12 protein-coding genes and 2 pseudogenes are annotated in these 15769 nt (G+C 47.8%); 4 read left to right on the top strand and 10 right to left on the bottom strand.

Annotated elements, in window-relative coordinates:
- Positions 1–563: 563 nt before the first annotated feature.
- The 3 genes from AC58QD_RS30240 to AC58QD_RS30230 all read right to left on the bottom strand — a co-directional run bounded on the left by AC58QD_RS30240 (position 564) and on the right by AC58QD_RS30230 (position 3063).
- Positions 564–1436, bottom strand: a complete 873-nt coding sequence (locus tag AC58QD_RS30240; RefSeq protein ID WP_497338765.1) for a 5'-3' exonuclease — start codon at positions 1434–1436, stop codon at positions 564–566.
- Between the two features lie 106 nt (positions 1437–1542).
- A complete protein-coding gene (locus AC58QD_RS30235) occupies positions 1543–2643 on the bottom strand; it encodes a site-2 protease family protein (protein ID WP_497338764.1) in 1101 nt (366 codons plus the stop codon).
- A 48-nt stretch (positions 2644–2691) separates the two neighbouring features.
- Positions 2692–3063, bottom strand: coding sequence for a Spx/MgsR family RNA polymerase-binding regulatory protein (locus AC58QD_RS30230; protein ID WP_497338763.1), 372 nt, complete (start codon positions 3061–3063; stop codon positions 2692–2694).
- Between the two features lie 91 nt (positions 3064–3154).
- Here AC58QD_RS30230 and AC58QD_RS30225 point away from each other — a divergent pair.
- Positions 3155–3784, top strand: a pseudogene (locus tag AC58QD_RS30225) (transposase family protein); the annotation flags it as partial.
- A gap of 545 nt (positions 3785–4329) precedes the next feature.
- Here the strand turns inward: AC58QD_RS30225 and AC58QD_RS30220 are convergent.
- From AC58QD_RS30220 to AC58QD_RS30200, 5 genes are all read right to left on the bottom strand, one after another.
- A complete protein-coding gene (locus tag AC58QD_RS30220; protein WP_497338762.1) occupies positions 4330–5871 on the bottom strand; it encodes an extracellular solute-binding protein in 1542 nt (513 codons plus the stop codon).
- A 37-nt stretch (positions 5872–5908) separates the two neighbouring features.
- A complete protein-coding gene (locus AC58QD_RS30215; RefSeq protein ID WP_497338761.1) occupies positions 5909–6793 on the bottom strand; it encodes a carbohydrate ABC transporter permease in 885 nt (294 codons plus the stop codon).
- A gap of 26 nt (positions 6794–6819) precedes the next feature.
- Positions 6820–7758, bottom strand: coding sequence for an ABC transporter permease (locus tag AC58QD_RS30210; protein WP_497338769.1), 939 nt, complete (start codon positions 7756–7758; stop codon positions 6820–6822).
- A 244-nt stretch (positions 7759–8002) separates the two neighbouring features.
- A complete protein-coding gene (locus tag AC58QD_RS30205) occupies positions 8003–10348 on the bottom strand; it encodes an AraC family transcriptional regulator (protein ID WP_497338760.1) in 2346 nt (781 codons plus the stop codon).
- Positions 10349–10693: 345 nt separating this feature from the next.
- Positions 10694–11308 carry a GDSL-type esterase/lipase family protein gene (locus AC58QD_RS30200; RefSeq protein WP_497338759.1) on the bottom strand — a complete coding sequence of 205 codons (615 nt, stop codon included), beginning with the start codon at positions 11306–11308 and terminating at the stop codon, positions 10694–10696.
- Between the two features lie 364 nt (positions 11309–11672).
- On the opposite strand from AC58QD_RS30200, the pseudogene AC58QD_RS30195 reads away from it, so the two are divergent.
- From AC58QD_RS30195 to AC58QD_RS30185, 3 genes and pseudogenes are all read left to right on the top strand, one after another.
- Positions 11673–12071, top strand: a pseudogene (locus tag AC58QD_RS30195) (Gfo/Idh/MocA family protein); the annotation flags it as partial.
- Between the two features lie 6 nt (positions 12072–12077).
- On the top strand, positions 12078–12977 hold the full coding sequence (locus AC58QD_RS30190) for a Gfo/Idh/MocA family oxidoreductase (RefSeq protein WP_497338768.1): 900 nt from the start codon (positions 12078–12080) through the stop codon (positions 12975–12977).
- Positions 12978–13128: 151 nt separating this feature from the next.
- Positions 13129–14286 carry a trans-sulfuration enzyme family protein gene (locus tag AC58QD_RS30185; RefSeq protein WP_497338758.1) on the top strand — a complete coding sequence of 386 codons (1158 nt, stop codon included), beginning with the start codon at positions 13129–13131 and terminating at the stop codon, positions 14284–14286.
- 159 nt (positions 14287–14445) lie between these two features.
- On the opposite strand, the gene AC58QD_RS30180 is transcribed toward AC58QD_RS30185, so the two are convergent.
- Together AC58QD_RS30180 and AC58QD_RS30175 are read right to left on the bottom strand one after the other, a co-directional pair.
- Positions 14446–14892 carry a threonine/serine exporter family protein gene (locus AC58QD_RS30180; protein ID WP_497338757.1) on the bottom strand — a complete coding sequence of 149 codons (447 nt, stop codon included), beginning with the start codon at positions 14890–14892 and terminating at the stop codon, positions 14446–14448.
- Positions 14889–15701, bottom strand: a complete 813-nt coding sequence (locus AC58QD_RS30175) for a threonine/serine exporter family protein (RefSeq protein WP_497338756.1) — start codon at positions 15699–15701, stop codon at positions 14889–14891. Before AC58QD_RS30175 ends, AC58QD_RS30180 begins: the two co-directional genes overlap by 4 nt.
- Between the last annotated feature and the right edge of the window lie 68 nt (positions 15702–15769).

Here is a 15769-nt window from a genome sequence, read left to right as displayed (position 1 = left end):
GCTATCTCGAGTTCTTTTATAACCGAAAACGATCCAACAGCACCCTTGGCTACATGTCACCGATGCGCTTCGAACAGGAGTACTACAGACACGTTGCCTGAGTTAGGGGGGGTCTACTTTCTTGACAGAAGAGCATTTTCCGCTTTGGAGCAGCTCTACGCTCCCCGTGCGGTGCCTCTAAAGCGGATTCCCCGCTTTGGAGCAGCTCTACGCTCCCCGTACGGTGCCTCTAAAGCGGATTTTCCGCTTTGGAGCAGCTCTACGCTCCCCGTACGGTGCCTCTAAAGCGGGTTTTCCGCTTTGGAGCAGCTCGACGCTCCCGGTGCGGTGCCTCTAAAGCGGAAAATCCGCTTTGGAGCAGCTCGACGCTCCCCGTCCGGTGCCTCTAAAGCGGATTTTCCGCTTTGGAGCAGCTCTACGCTCCCGGTGCTGTGCCTCTAAAGCGGATTTTCCGCTTTGGAGCAACGGTAACATGAGGAAATGGTTATTTTTTCACTGCTATTCAGTGTTCTCAAAAGTAAAACCTCCAGAGCAGAGGCCCTGGAGGTCAGTATGCAAATCTATTAAATAATCATCTTCATAAGTCCCTTGAATTCCAATTCCTCGAACTTGGCTATGACTTGATGGCGGTCAATCTCCCAGAAACAAGTTTCCAAGGCGCAAGCGATCGGCACATCACAGCGTATGGTAGCCAGATCACGACATAAGTGCAGCATATCGAGCTCCGCTTCGATCTTTGCTCTGACACTTTTGGGCACAAGGTGCAAATTAGCCAATATTCCATCGATTGATTCATACTCCAGCAACAGCTTCAGAGCTGTTTTCTCACCGATCCCTTTGACTCCTGGGTAATTATCGCTCGTGTCCCCAGTCAGACCTTTCATGTCAATGATCTGAGCAGGAGTCAACTGCTTCTCATCCCGCAGTGTCTGCAGATTGTACACCATATAATTGCCGGGACCTTTTTTCATAATGATAACTTGGGTCCGCTCCGACACTAATTGAAGCATATCATGATCACCGGTCAGAATCATCACATCGATCTCGCTGCTGAACGCCGAGGATAACGTACCGATACAATCATCTGCCTCAAACCCTGGTATCCCAACATTAGGGATGCCGAAGCTCTCTACGACCTCTTTGACCAGATCGAATTGAGGAATCAGATCCTCCGGCGCTTCCGGCCGATTTCCTTTGTAGCTCTCATATTGCTCGGTCCGGAACGTCTTGCTTCCCATATCCCAGCAGCACACCACATGGCTCGGGGCAAAGGTCTCAATCGCTTCCAGCATGTATTTCACGAAACCGTAGACAGCATTAACCGGAAGCCCGGTGCTCGTTCTTTTAATATAGCCGCTGTACGCACTTGCAAAATAAGCCCTGAACAAAAGCGCCATTCCGTCAACTAGAAGCACAGAAGGTTGTTTCTCCGTCATTGTACTCACTCCTTGTATTGGATTAATCAAATATAAAACCCTATGTAGAGCTTGATACACCGACAATTTACGACACCTAATTCAATTTCCCGGGAAATCTGTCCTCTTATCTTCCTCTAAACGATTGCAGAAGACTGCTATGTGGAGCAAGCTCCTGTTGAATGACCCACATCATGAGCAGTAAGAATAATGCAAGTCCGCCATAGGATAATCCGAACTTCCATCGCAAAGGCCTTGAAACTACATAATATTGATCATTTTCGTACGGAACATAATTGATTTCATACCGCATGACTAAACGCTTCGGCACTTGGTTCCATTTGAAGTCCACACCTGTGCAATTAACCCGGCGAATAGTGCCCTGCTCCTGCATCTCGATCCGTTTGACAATATTAGCGAGCTCCCAGCTTAGTTCCACATATTGACGTCCATCCAGTTCACTGTAAGTCGTATAAGGCAACTCACCGGTATATTGATAACCTTTGACGAGCCAATCCGGATTCTCAATGTTGGCGATTGGAACATCAAATCTCCCATAAACCGTATAGTTGCTGCCCTTATTCTGACTACGCCATATGAATCGCAAGAACAAATCTATCGAGAATAAGGCCCACACGATAAATAGTAGAATAGATTTAATATAAATGACAATTATTATACCAGACAGCAGCCCCGCGACCCACATCCACCTTGTAACTGTCATAGCAATACGCCCTCCATCCAAAGGATGAATGGGGAGCAGATTAATAAGATTCAGGATAAAACCGATATAAGCGATCGCGTAAAATAATGGATGTCCTGTTATCCAGGCCAGACATATACAGACAAACGCGGCGATCGTACCTAATATCGGTCCACCTATAGCAATATAGGCTTCTGTGACCGCATCTCTGGGATTCCTTTTGAGCATAATCAATGCACCGAGAAAAGGAATGAAGAAAGGGGCAGTGGCCGGTATTCCTTTACGCTTGGCTGCCCATACATGGCCGAGTTCATGGAACAATACCATGATGACAACACCAAGAGCAAATTCCCATTGATATAACCATGCGTAGAAAGCAATTGCTACTAATGCGCTTAGAACTGCGCTGCCGGTCTTGCCAAGCTGAAAGATCGAGATAACGGTCTTAGCTTGTCCTAGTAAGAAAGTGCCGATTGCACCTAATCCCCACCATCTGGACTTATTCGGTTTTCCTATTCCTGCCAAAGCATATCGCCCCCTGTCTCCAAGCAATACCGCATTAGGGCAGGCTCGTTACTGCTGTTTATTAGATCCCCATATCTCTTCATAGTGCTCTTCCTTGTACCCTACCGTTATCTTATCGCCGTCAAAGACGATCGGCCGTTTGATTAATCTTCCATTCGATGCCAACAGCTCTACCATCTGCTCTCTAGTCATACTTGGAAGCTTGTCCTTCAAATTCATTTCCTTATAGACTTCACCAGATATGTTAAAAAATTTCTTAATTTCTAACCCGCTGCTATCGATCAACGCACTTAGCAGTTGAGCCGGCGGCGGAGTTTCGAACAAGTTGATCGTTTCGGGCTCTATTCCTTTGCGCTTCAAGGACTTTAGAGCATCACGGCTGGTGTCGCATTTGGGATACCAGTACATCGTTGCAGGCATATGCTTATATTCCTTTCTTACACTTGCATTTATAGTCCACACTCAAGAATATCTGACACAGCGATAAAAAACAAGCCTTCATTTGTAATACATCTTCCGCTCCCCCAACGAGAAACTGACCGTGGAGCAGGAGCTAGCAGGAGAGACAAAGCCATTATCCAATTTCGGCAAGGCCATGGGTGAGTTGCACATTGAGCACATCAAAGCGATTACCCCTCAGGCCAAAAGACGTATCGAACGGCTATGGGTTACCTTCCAAGATCGCCTCATTATCGAACTTCGACTACTAGGTGTCACCACGATCGAGGAAGCGAACCGAGCTTTGCCTGAGCTGCTTCGTAAACACAATGAAAAGTTTGCGGTCAAGGCCAAGGAAGCGGAATGCGCTTATATGGCGCTAGTTTCATCGATCAACTTGGAGCACGTATTCACTATTCGTGAACACCGCCAATTGGGCACAGGCTTTACGCTTTCCTATAAAGTGAAGATCTACACACTGGCCAAGCCTACCACACAGCGGTTCCAGGCTAAGATGGTGGTTGAGATGCGTGAAACGCTTTCAGGCGAGGTTCTGATGTGGCATAACGGACAGGCTCTTACTTTGGTGGAAACACGCAAGCCCGAAAGGGAACAAAAAGCGAAAGCGGGCCCTGCGCACCACCGCAAGCCCGCCGCTGACCATCCTTGGAAAAGGAGTTGGTCTAATCCAAAACTAACGTAAGCGTAGCACAACCATCGGCTAGAGCACAAACGTAGATGGGTTTATAGCGAGAGGGCGACCTGATAGGCTATGTGCCTAGGCGAGTGGGACCACTCGCCTCATCGCCTTTCAGCAGGTCGCCGGAGGCTCGCTGTCAACCCATCGATCGCCTAACACTACACCCCAAAAGTGACATTTTCACAGACGAGTTAGGGTGACATTATCTCAGAAAATTGACAGCCTTCATTGGATTCAAATGTTTAAAGGAATGCCACTTTGACAGGCCCTATACTTTAATCGTCTTCCATTTACCCCTACGGAAGCGGAAGATTATGAAAAGGGTACGATACACTTGGTGAAAAGTCAGCTTTGCCACTGATAATATAAAAAATGACTGAAGACAACTCAAAGCTCCGGAAATTATGTCCGGAGCTACTTTGTTTTAAAATTGTTTGAACCCGACTTGGCCACCCCATCGAATACCCTTTCGGGCCATGGCTGCCCACAACATCACAGACGCTGGATTTGAATCTCGCTTCGAGCTAATCTTTCAAACTGGAAAATGGTTACTTCCCACTAGAAGCATTCAACTCATTCATTTCTTTAATTAAGTCTTCGCCGCCACTCTTCATCCATAGCTCGTTGGCCGCTTTCAAGCCTGCTTCGTCAATTTGCCCTACAATGAATTTGGTTCTGGCATCATTTACAATATTATCCAATTGAGAACCTTTTTGTGCATAAACGGTAGATACCAGCGGAGTAGCCGGATTCGGAATGACGAACTTTTCGCTCTCCTTCTGCAGCTGAGCCACTTTAGTTCTAAGCGGTGTTATCACAGTAGGCAGAATCCGATTTTCAGGAATAAACGTCATGATTTGGGCCAAATCATTCTTTTCCGCGAGTAGCGCCGTATCCTTCGTAACTTCGGTCCCATTCGGCGTTCTCGTATACTGTCTACCTTCAATCCCATAGTTCAACAAGTTTTGCATATCGGCATCGCTCAGCTTATCCAAGAATGTCAATACGCGTTTCAACTCTGCTTCCGTTTTTACGGTCGACTTGGAAATATGGACCATCCCTGCATAGCCCTCTGTTGGCAAGTTCCTGACTCCCTTAGGTCCGGAAACGTCGCCGAATACATCGAGATATTGCCGTTCTTCCTTGCCAAGCTTTTTCATCGCTTCCAATGTTCGGGCATCAAAGCCACTGACAGTGTCCCCTTCGGCAAGCAAGACACCAGCCTGATTGTTCACGACGGGATCTCCCCATTTCGCCGAATCCAAGACAGCAAAATCCTGATTAATCAGCTTCTCATTATACAGCTTTTTGAAAAAGCGAAGCGCTTCCATATATTCGGGGGTAGTGTGTACCGGAATCAGTTTACCGCCAGCATCCGTGCCCCATTTGTTTGGAGCTCCAAACCAGGTTTGCATCATCTCCCATGGAAGATTGTATTTGGAAATGACCATGCCGTACGTATCGACCTTCCCATTCTTATCCGGATCTTGCGTTGAAAATGCTTTCAACATATTGTAGAATTCGTCAATCGTTTTGGGAGCCTGCAGACCTAGGTTTTCAAGCCAGTCCTTGCGGATAATCATCGCGTTCCTGGCCAGTGCCCGCGTGCGATAAAGACCATACACCTTCCCGTCCACGGAAGAGTTCTTCAGAACGATGGGGTTGGCTTTGCTCAAGTTCGGATAGTCCTTCAGGTAAGGCCCAAGCTCCCAGAAAGCGCCCGATCTCGCTGCATTCACGAAGCTTGCCGTTTTGCTCTGCACGACCATAATCGCAGGCATTTTGCCGGATGCCAAGGTAATATTGTATTTGTCCAAATAAGATGAATTGGGCGCCCACTCCAAATGGATTTTAGTATTTGTCGCCTTTTCGATGGCCTGAACAACCGGGCTGTCATCCTTCGGGGTCTCGGTTGCAAAGGAAGGAAGCATAATATCGAGAGCGAGCGGCGGCTGCGCGGTTGGCTCCGTGCTACTTGCCGCAGGCTCCTTGATATCCGCATCGTTTGAGCAACCTAACAACACCGTGAAGCCTAATACCGAAACGACTAACAGAGCGGAACTGCGAAAGGTTTTCATTCTTTTTACCATATTGGATTCATTCTCCTCATAATTATATTTTGGACCTTTAGCCTTTGACGGATCCAAGCAGGACCCCTTTGGCAAAATGCTTTTGCAGGAACGGGTACACGAGCAAAATTGGAACTGTGCCAACCACGATGGCCGCCATTTTTACCGCCTGTTCAGGGGGTTGAACGAACGTGGGGTCTAATTGCGCCGAATCCCCAAGGCTCCCCTGTGACAGCAATATGATCTGGCGCAGCAATACCTGCAATGGCCACTTCTCGGAATCGTTCATATAAAGCAGCGCTGTGAAGAAGTTGTTCCAGTGCCCTACCGCGTAAAACATGCCGAATGTAGCCAGCACCGGTTTGGATAGCGGCAGAACAATTTTCCACAATACGCCTACCTCCGTACAGCCGTCTATTCTGGCAGCCTCCTCCAATCCAGGAGGTAGCTCTTGGAAGAAATTTTTTACGATGATCAAGTTGAATGCACTGATCGCCCCCGGTAGCACTAAAGCCCAATAGGAGTCCAGCAAACCCAAGTTTTTCACTAACAGGAAGGTGGGGATGATTCCGCCGCTGAACAGCATTGAGAAGATCACCAGGTTAAGAATCGTTTTCCTTCCATTCAATGTTTTTCGCGCAAGCGGGTACGCCATCGTGACCGTAAAAAACAAGTTTACCAAGGTGCCTGCTGCCGTTATATAGATCGAAACCATAATGCTGCGAAGTAAGGTATTGGATGTAAAAATATACTTATATGCATTCAAGGAATACTCCGTCGGAATCAGAAAAAATCCTCTCGCCGTCAATTCCGCCTCTGTTGCGAACGATCCGCCAATAATGTACAGAAAAGGTACGATGGAGCAAAGGGCGAACAACGCCAGCAAGAAGTAATTGAATACGTTGAACACTCTGACAGATATGATGTTGTGCCATTTTCCCATGTTTTTCCTCCAACCCTAAATCAAAATCAATAAATGCCCTCTTCCCCGAACTTCTTCGCCAGGTAATTGGCGGATAATACGAGTATGACGCCTACAACGGATTTAAACAAGCCGACGGCCGTACTGTAGCTAAACGCGCCTTGTCTGATTCCCACGTCATACACATAGGTATCGAATACATCCGCCACTTCCCGATTCAGCGCATTCATCATCAAATAAATTTGCTCGAATCCGGTATCCAAAACGTCTCCCATCCTTAGAATGAGCAGAATGATGATCGTGCTTCGGATGGCCGGCAGGGTAACGTGCCATAATTGACGCCATCTTCCTGCACCGTCGACAATGGCGGCTTCGTACAGCTCCAAGCTGACTCCCGCAAGCGCAGCCAAAATGATAATCGTCCCCCAGCCGGCTTCTTTCCAGATCGTTTGCAAGATGATCAACGGCCTGAACCAATCGGGATCAGTCAAGAAAGCAATCTTATGGCCCGTATATTTCTGCAGCAGTTCATTGACGACCCCGCTTTCGGTCGTCAGGAACACGTAGGTAATGCTTACTACGATAACCATCGAAATGAAGTGCGGTACATAAATCAAAGTTTGGACCGATCGTTTGAATACGGCAACTCTAACCTCATTTAGCATAAGCGCAAGAATAATAGGGACTGGAAAATAGAAGACGATATTGTACAACGACAGTAGCAACGTATTGCGAAGCAGTTTGATGAAATCGGGATTTTGAAAAAAAATGGTGAAGTGTTCTAACCCAACCCACTCGCTACGCCATAAACCTAAAAACGGCTGATAATTCTGAAACGCAATAAGCAAGCCCCACATAGGGACATACTTGAAAACAAGAAAATACAAAACCCCCGGTACCAGCAGCACATACAACCATTTGTCTTTCTTCACCTGACGGATCCATTTCGTCTCGATTTGGCCTATTGGCTTCGTGCGCACAGACATTTTATCCATTGATATCTCCTTTCGGATATTCCTCCTATCTTCGTGGATTGTATTCACAACTAAATCATAGGCCAGGATCATTTTGCAGGCTATTATACAATTTGGGTGAAGGTAGAACAGCCTCGACAAAGCCAACTTTGCACTTTTTCAACCGGGTTAGACTTTCTCACCGCATAAAAAAGGGCCCTGAATCACCCAATTAACGGGCGTTCAGGGCCGGAATGGAGCGACTCGGTGTTGATTCTCAAACGTTAGCATCGCGGCTTGAGTCACGATATTGACTTGGCGTGACCCCTTCCTGCTTTTTAAAGATGCGATTGAAATAAGTCTGTTGGTACCCAACCGATTCCGCGATGTCACTCATCTTCCTATCCGTTTCTCGCAGCAACTCCTTGGCCTTGTTCAAACGCAAGTCCGTCACATAATCAATAAAATTGATCCCCGTTACTTGTTTAAACGATTTACTCAAGGTAAACGGATTCGTCCCTAAGTGGTCGGCACAACTGTCTAGAGAAATATCTTTCGTATAGTTGGTTTCAATGTAGCTTATCGCTTGTTCGATGTTCTTTTGCACCTGCGTATTCGATCTCTCCATCATCGCTTCGATAAACGGATTAACAACTTTTGTGCAGATTAGTTGAACAATCAGATCCCGCTCACGAATGTGCAGCAGATTGTCGAATACGCTAGCGCCCTCTAATGGCGGTTTCAATTGAATTCCCGATAACATAATCATATGCTGCATACTGCCCACCAGAAGAAGAAGGCTGTGCTTCACACCGGCTTCTTTGCTGCCCCTGTTCGCCACTTCGTCCAGAAACTCAACGATCAGACGCTCGACTTCCTTCTTCTGACCCATTCGCAACGCTTGCATGATGTCCCTCTCCAACGCGAACGGGTACTGGAACGCGCCCGGTTCAAGCCCAACATCCGGCTGCTCCATGTCGATGATCTGATTCGCGTCTTTCATCATCCGAGCCCACGAAACCTGACTGGCCTCTTCGAACATAACCGGGATATCCCGCACCAAGTCCGTCGGCTTGCAAATCGTAATCGTCACACGAACATAAAGAATCTGATTGATCATTTGTGTCAGATCCTTACTCATGTCGAGCAGTTCACTTCTCACCGACACCGCATCGGAGGCGAATACGAGCAGGCCGATATACGAATCGTGAAAGTTAATGACGCTGAACTCATTCAATCGTGATGCCGCCAGTTCCTGAATAATATTGGCCGCCGCAAACGTTGCGAGCTCTCTTTCATCATGAGTAAACCTACCGTCCGGTTGAGAAAATCCGGCTAATTGCACATTGGCTACAATAAATTGCCTGCCATCGGTTTCCCAGCCGTACTGCTTCATCCGGTTCTTGAGCTCATGCTCGGAAAAACGATCCAGGTATTGATGGAACAGCTGCAGCAGAAAACCTTCTCTGATATGAGGTAGTTGTTCCTGAAGTTTGTTATGCAAGAGGCTGCTTTCTCTCGATAAATGTCCCCATTGTTTCTCAAGTAGCTTGAATTCGTCGAGGTTTCGGCTCATTCCTCCGTTCTTTCCTCCCGCAAGCAAATTCATCAGCTTCATGACCGGCGAATAGATGCGATTGGAGGCGAACCACGACAGCGCTAATGCCAAAGCAAAGCCGGAAACACTGAAGAGAAGGATCAATTTGGATACGAAAATGATGGGCGAAGTGATAGCTGAGATCGGAGTGGCCGAAACATAAGTCCACTCGGTATCGATTCGCGACAGCTTGCCGAGCAAAACCGAATACTCGTCACCATTCCATTTGAACGCGAACGCCCTCTCGTTGGTTCCCAATTGCAAGATCGCTTTCTTAATGGCCGCTTCAAACTCGTTCGATGAAGAAGTTCCACTCTGGACGGATGCGAAAATTTCGTTGTGCTGATTCATCAGAAATGTGGCGCTTTTATCATAAGGATTCAGCACCTTTAACATGTTCTCGACTTTCTTGCGATTCAGGGTTGCGACAAGGACGCCGAACGGATTCTGGTTCATATCCACAATCTTGTGTACCAACAAGGCTTCATTCGAATTCGAAGCGGATGATTTCGCGAATTGGGACGAATTCGTCCAGTAGGCTGTCCCCCCTGAGTTCAGCAATTGCTTGAAATACGTCACTTGGCTTTGATCGGTAAACGGATTGTAGTCCGGGTTGAACCGTACAGGCGACTGTCCGTCAATAAACAACTCCACCTCTTTGATGAGTGGATGAGAGCCTTGCATCACGAGCAGCGTTTTGTTGATGTCTCTTGTTTCCGCAAAATAATATATATAATCAAGCGTCTTTAAGCTTTCGCCGAATCGCGGCTCAAAAGCCCAGTGACTTAAGGTCAATTCCAAATAGTTCAATTGCTCGTCCATATTTCGGGATTGTTCCAAAATTTGTTTCTGATGCGATTCAATCAAAGCGGACTCGATTTTATTGGACACGATCCAGTAAACGCTTCCACCGATTACCAGCCCAGGGATACTTGCGCTGAGCAAAATAAGAATGAGGCTCTTTTTGTAAAAGAGTCCTTTCGAACTTTGAAAAAATTGGTGAAAGTTGTTCCATACCCTTGACATTTTTTCTCACCCGTTGATCTGGTCTCGGCAGCTATCATGCTAATAGTAAGCTGGTTCCCTTAGAATATTTGATTCGGAGTGAGGGCAGCCTCTTCCTGGTAACTCCCTCATTCGAGCACTCCATAATATAGATCGTTATTCTTATTAGCTGGTCTATGACTGTCTTACATGAACGAGATCAACTCTCTTGTATTCGGTATGATATCACAGAGAAAAGTATTTGTCGATTACTAGATGGAATGCTGAAGTGCTCCGTGATCACGGCTAATAAATCGTGAATCCCCTTCTTTCATCAAGATTGTTCTGGGACAGCTATCATGAAATCGATGACTGTGGTCATGCGCTCTACATGCTCATGATAGCTTCCAAGTATCCGGCAATGTATGCGGCCTGCAGAGCCCTTACTTCCTCCGTATAATGCACATGATCGCAAAATGCGCTTGTTCCGAAGCTGCGGGTAAACGTATAAAGATCAATTAGGGGAACACCATGAGCGCGCATGACCTCGTCCGCAACAGCATTATAGGCTAAAACGTCTTTATGAAATCGAAAAACCGTCGACATTTCTGTATTATGGATGTCCTCCACCGCATCCGTTGTGCGAATCCAAATGAAGGATTGCGCCATCTCTCGGGCGAAGTGAGCAATTTTTTCAAGATTGGCCCGGTATTCCTCCAGCGGAATTTGCTTAGCGCCAGTAAACGGATGCGTCTTGATATCGTGCAGGCCGCAATTGACCAGTAGAATGTCATAGCGCACATGATGATCTCGTTTCGTTTGCAAATAGTCTAGAACCATGCCGCTATCCCCGCCATTGGTGCCAATTGGATTGTCCAGATCGGCCAGCGCCTCCTTTTCTCCGCGCTTTCGATCATAGTGGAATCGATCGCTTACTAGCTTTCTCAAGTACGGACCATATTGGATCGATATACTGTCCCCCACGATAAATAGACTTTTCATCGCTTCGTCTCTCCTCCTCATTATTTGAGAAAATATAGTAATCGATTACTTTCTTGCGTAAAGCTTACCACACCGCCGCGAGCTTTGTCATACGTTTTTTGCGCAACGCTTTCTAAGGCGAAAACAAATACATCCTTAACTGCTCCTTCCTTGCCAGAACTAGCTTTTGGGATCGCGATGCGCTTATGGTCCCGGTTCGCGGCTGCCTATCGCAGTCTCCATATCTTCGCAGCCATTCGACATTTATCGTTGATATTTCAATAGTAATCGATTACTATACAAGTAGATTTTCCTTTAATGTCGTACAGGATATCTTGGAAGTCACATACTAGATAGTTTCCGAAAGGTAGGTCGGCACTCCATCATGAATAGTAATGAGCATTACAACCCTGAATCCAAAAAAAAACCCGTAACCGCCGTCATTGTCGGCGCGGGGCACCGCAGCTTGCTGTATGCTTCTTATTCCCTTCTACATCCAGAAGAGCTGCGAATCGTCGGTGTCGTTGACCCGGACGAGTCTCGCCGCATATCCACCGCGGAACGATTCGGCTTTCCCGCGGAACATACCTTTGCGTCGGTCGAACTGCTTACAGCCAGACCACGTATCGCTGACGCGGCCATCAACGGAACAATGGATCAGTTGCATGTTCAGACGTCGCTACCGCTTCTGGAGGCTGGATACCATCTCCTGCTGGAAAAGCCGATCGGCGTCAATGAAGCGGAAGTGCTGTCGCTTTACGAGACAGCTCTGAAATACGGGCGCAACGTCATGATTTGCCACGTGCTGAGATACGCTCCCTTTTATGCCGAAATTCGCCGCCAGCTTGAATTGGGCTCGATTGGGGACATCGTCTCCATCCAAACGGAAGAGAATGTCAGCTATCATCATATGGCGACCGCCTTCGTACGCGGCAAATGGAACAGCCAGGCAAGCTGCGGCTCCACGATGCTGATGGCCAAATGCTGTCACGATCTCGATCTGATCGCGTGGATGAAGGGCGGTACTCGTCCGATCAAAGTGAGCAGTTTCGGCAGCATCATGCAGTTTAAAGAATCGAATGCGCCGGAGAGGGCCGGGACTCGCTGCCTGACAGACTGCCCTCTTGAGGCTTCATGCACATATTCGGCCGGCCGCATGTACATGAAGCAGCAGTTATGGGGCTCCTACGTTTGGGACTTTCCTGATCTCGGACAAGACGCCTCTGAGGAAAAGAAGCTTCACTCGCTGCGAACCGACAATCCGTATGGCCGCTGCGTCTGGCGCTGCGATAACGATGTGGTCGATCATCAAGCGGTGATCGTCGAATTCGCCGATGGCAGTACGGCTTCGCACAGCTTAAACGGCGCAACCGCCAAACCATGCCGCAAGATTCATATAACGGGCACGAAGGGCGAAATTATCGGTACGATGGAGGACGGTTATTTCGTCATTCGCCGCCCGGATCCGGAAGAACGGTTTAAGGAATATCGCATCGAACTCGACGTATCCTCGGACATGCACGGCGGAGGGGATCTGCGGCTTGTCGCTGATTTCGTCCGTACGCTGCGCGGAGAAGCCCCTTCTTTATCCTCTACGTCCCTGGACAAGTCGATCTTCGGTCATCAAATCGGATTCGCGGCCGACCGCGCCCGTATGACGAACAGCGTCGTCACCATCGACGAACTCTGACGGTCGTTCCCATCGAAACGCTGTTGCGTTAAGAAACCGTCCCGGGATCACGTAGGCCATTGAAAAAGCCATAACATACGGAAGGGATCGGTTGGACTGGACATGTATTTCGGCTGGCAATTTCGCGCAGGCGTATCAATGAGTCAAGGGGATGTGGACATTGAAAAACAACAACTTCAAGCAAGAGTCGCTCGTTGTACACGATGCGCACGATGAATCGCATTATGGCGCTGTAACGTTACCTATTTATCAAAACAGTTTGTTTACGTTTAAAACGGTAGATGAGTTCGAAAGAGCTGCATCAAATCCAATTGACTCATACATGTATACCCGCGGCAACAATCCGACGTTGCGTGCGCTTGAGTCGCGGATCGCGGCTTTGGAAGGAGGGGAAGAGGCCCGCTGCTTTGCGTCCGGAACTGCTGCGATTTCAGCGGCTATCCTGTCCGTTATACGGGCTGGCGACCACATCGTTTGCACCGATCAGGCTTACCATCCGGCAAAACGCTTCATGGGAAGCTATCTAAGCCGTTTTGGCATTGATTGTTCCTTCGTCGACGCTTCTCGGATCGAGAATTTCGAAGCGGCCGTCAAGCCGAATACGAAGCTGTTTTATCTTGAAAGTCCAAGCAGTCTTCTATTTCAGCTCCAGGACTTGCAACAGCTATCCGAACTAGCGCATCGTATTGGGGCAGTCGCGATCGCAGACAATACATGGGCAACACCCTGCTTCCAGAATCCGTTGCGTTTGGGTGTTGACATGGTGATCCACTCCATTACCAAATATATTGGTGGACACAGCGATCTTTTAGGGGGCGTTGTTGTCGGTTCAGCGGAGAAGCTTGATGCAATCGCGGTGGATGAACAACGCCTTCTAGGCGGAATCATGGCGCCGCATGTCGCGAATTTGGCCTTACGTGGACTCCGTACGCTTCCGCTGCGGATGGAGAGACTGCAGCGAAACGGCCTTATCGTCGCCACTCACCTGGAACGATTGCCTGGAGTGCGCATGGTGCACCATCCGGGATTGCCCTCGCATCCGCAGTACGAATTAGCACAGCGTCAGATGAGCGGCTTCAGCAGCTTGTTTTCCGTGGAATTCGAAAGACCGTTTGAAGAGGTGAAACGCTGGGTTGACGCGCTGACGATGTTTCGGATTGGTGTTAGTTGGGGCGGCTATGAAAGCCTTGTATACTTAACCACTTCTCCGCAAAGCGGCTGTCCACTGGTGCGCTTATACGTCGGCTTGGAAAATCCGAATGATTTAATATCTGCAATAGATGCCGCGTTTTCAAAAGCATTCGTTTAGTCAAAAATGTAAAACTATGATTTTTTTCAACAGGGGGTGGGGCATCACCATTTCTGTATCGTATGCACATCCGATTCTCGTCCATTCCGATCATGAAGAATAAACCCGCTGAAGCAATCATTCCCATGATCCGCTGTTGCGGGTTCCTGCCTCTGCAGCTCAACCCCGAAAATTGACTTTGAAACTCGACCTTCGAATCATATGATTCATCACTTCAGAGAAAATAAGGCCCATCGCAATCACTCCCGACAGCATAAAAGCCTTCGCAGCCAGAGGTACGGCCATATCGTACTGATTTAACACTATATTTCGCATCGCGTCATAGGCTAATCCCCCCGGCACTAAAGGAATGATTCCTGCTACACTGAATACGATAATAGGCGTCTTGTACAATCTCGCAAATAATTGACTGGTTACGCCTACAACAAATGACGCTAATAGTGCGGCCAAAGTAGGATCTGCAGAAGCTTGAAGCAGAGAAATATAGATGATCCAGCCCAGCATTCCAACCAACCCACATTGCAGTAAAGTATTCTTTGGTACATTAAAAATAATGGCAAACGCTGCGGAAGCTATGAAGCTGACTATGAGATGCTGGAGAATCATTGGAATCCACCCCCGTTATAAAAAGAGAGCACAAAGGCAACGCCAGCCCCGATGGCAAAAGCAGTAAGCAGAGCCTCAGCACCTTTTGATAGTCCGGACATTAGATGACCTGCCATTAGATCGCGTACCGAATTCGTAATCAGAAGTCCTGGAACGAGCGGCATAACCGAGCCAATAATAATTTTATCCAAATCCCGGCCAAGCTCCAGCTCCATAAACAAGAAGGCCAAAGCACTTATCAGGAGGGAAGCCAGAAATTCAGCAAAAAACTTGATCGGAATCACCCGTTGGATATAAATTAATAGAGAAAGCCCGGCACCGCCTGCGAGAAAAGCAGGAATAAAATCCGACCAGACACCGTCGAACATCAGCAAGAAACACCCGCTTGCGATAGCGGCAGCCAGAGTTTGCACCCATAACGGATATACAGGCTTGGCGGCATCAATTTGCTCTAGCCGTTGCTTGGCTTCAACTGCTGATAGCTTCCCTTGGCTAATTTCTCTGGAAACTGCATTGACCTTGGTTACCTTGCTTAAATCCGTAGAACGCTTGGAAATACGAATTAACCGCGTAATCTGCTCAGGACCGTCTATCGAGAAAATAATTCCGGTCGGAATTACGAAGCTGTGGGAATGAGACAACCCCAGCGAATTCGCTATTCGAGTCATGGTATCCTCAACCCGATACGTCTCGGCACCGCTCTCCAGCATGATTTTGCCAGCTAATAAGGATACTTGTGTAATTTCATAGGTGGTGTAAGAGGCGGGAGACGAAAGAGTTTCCGACGCGGTTTGGAATGTTGGGTCCACTAAAGAGACCTCCTTCTTGGCGCTTGTCCATGCAAGTATATCATGAAGGATATTTGTTTTATAATGGG

This window comes from Paenibacillus sp. J2R1T-4 (assembly GCF_059692235.1).
Note: the sequence above shows the minus strand (reverse complement) of the source record. Positions and strands in the feature narration are given on the sequence as shown.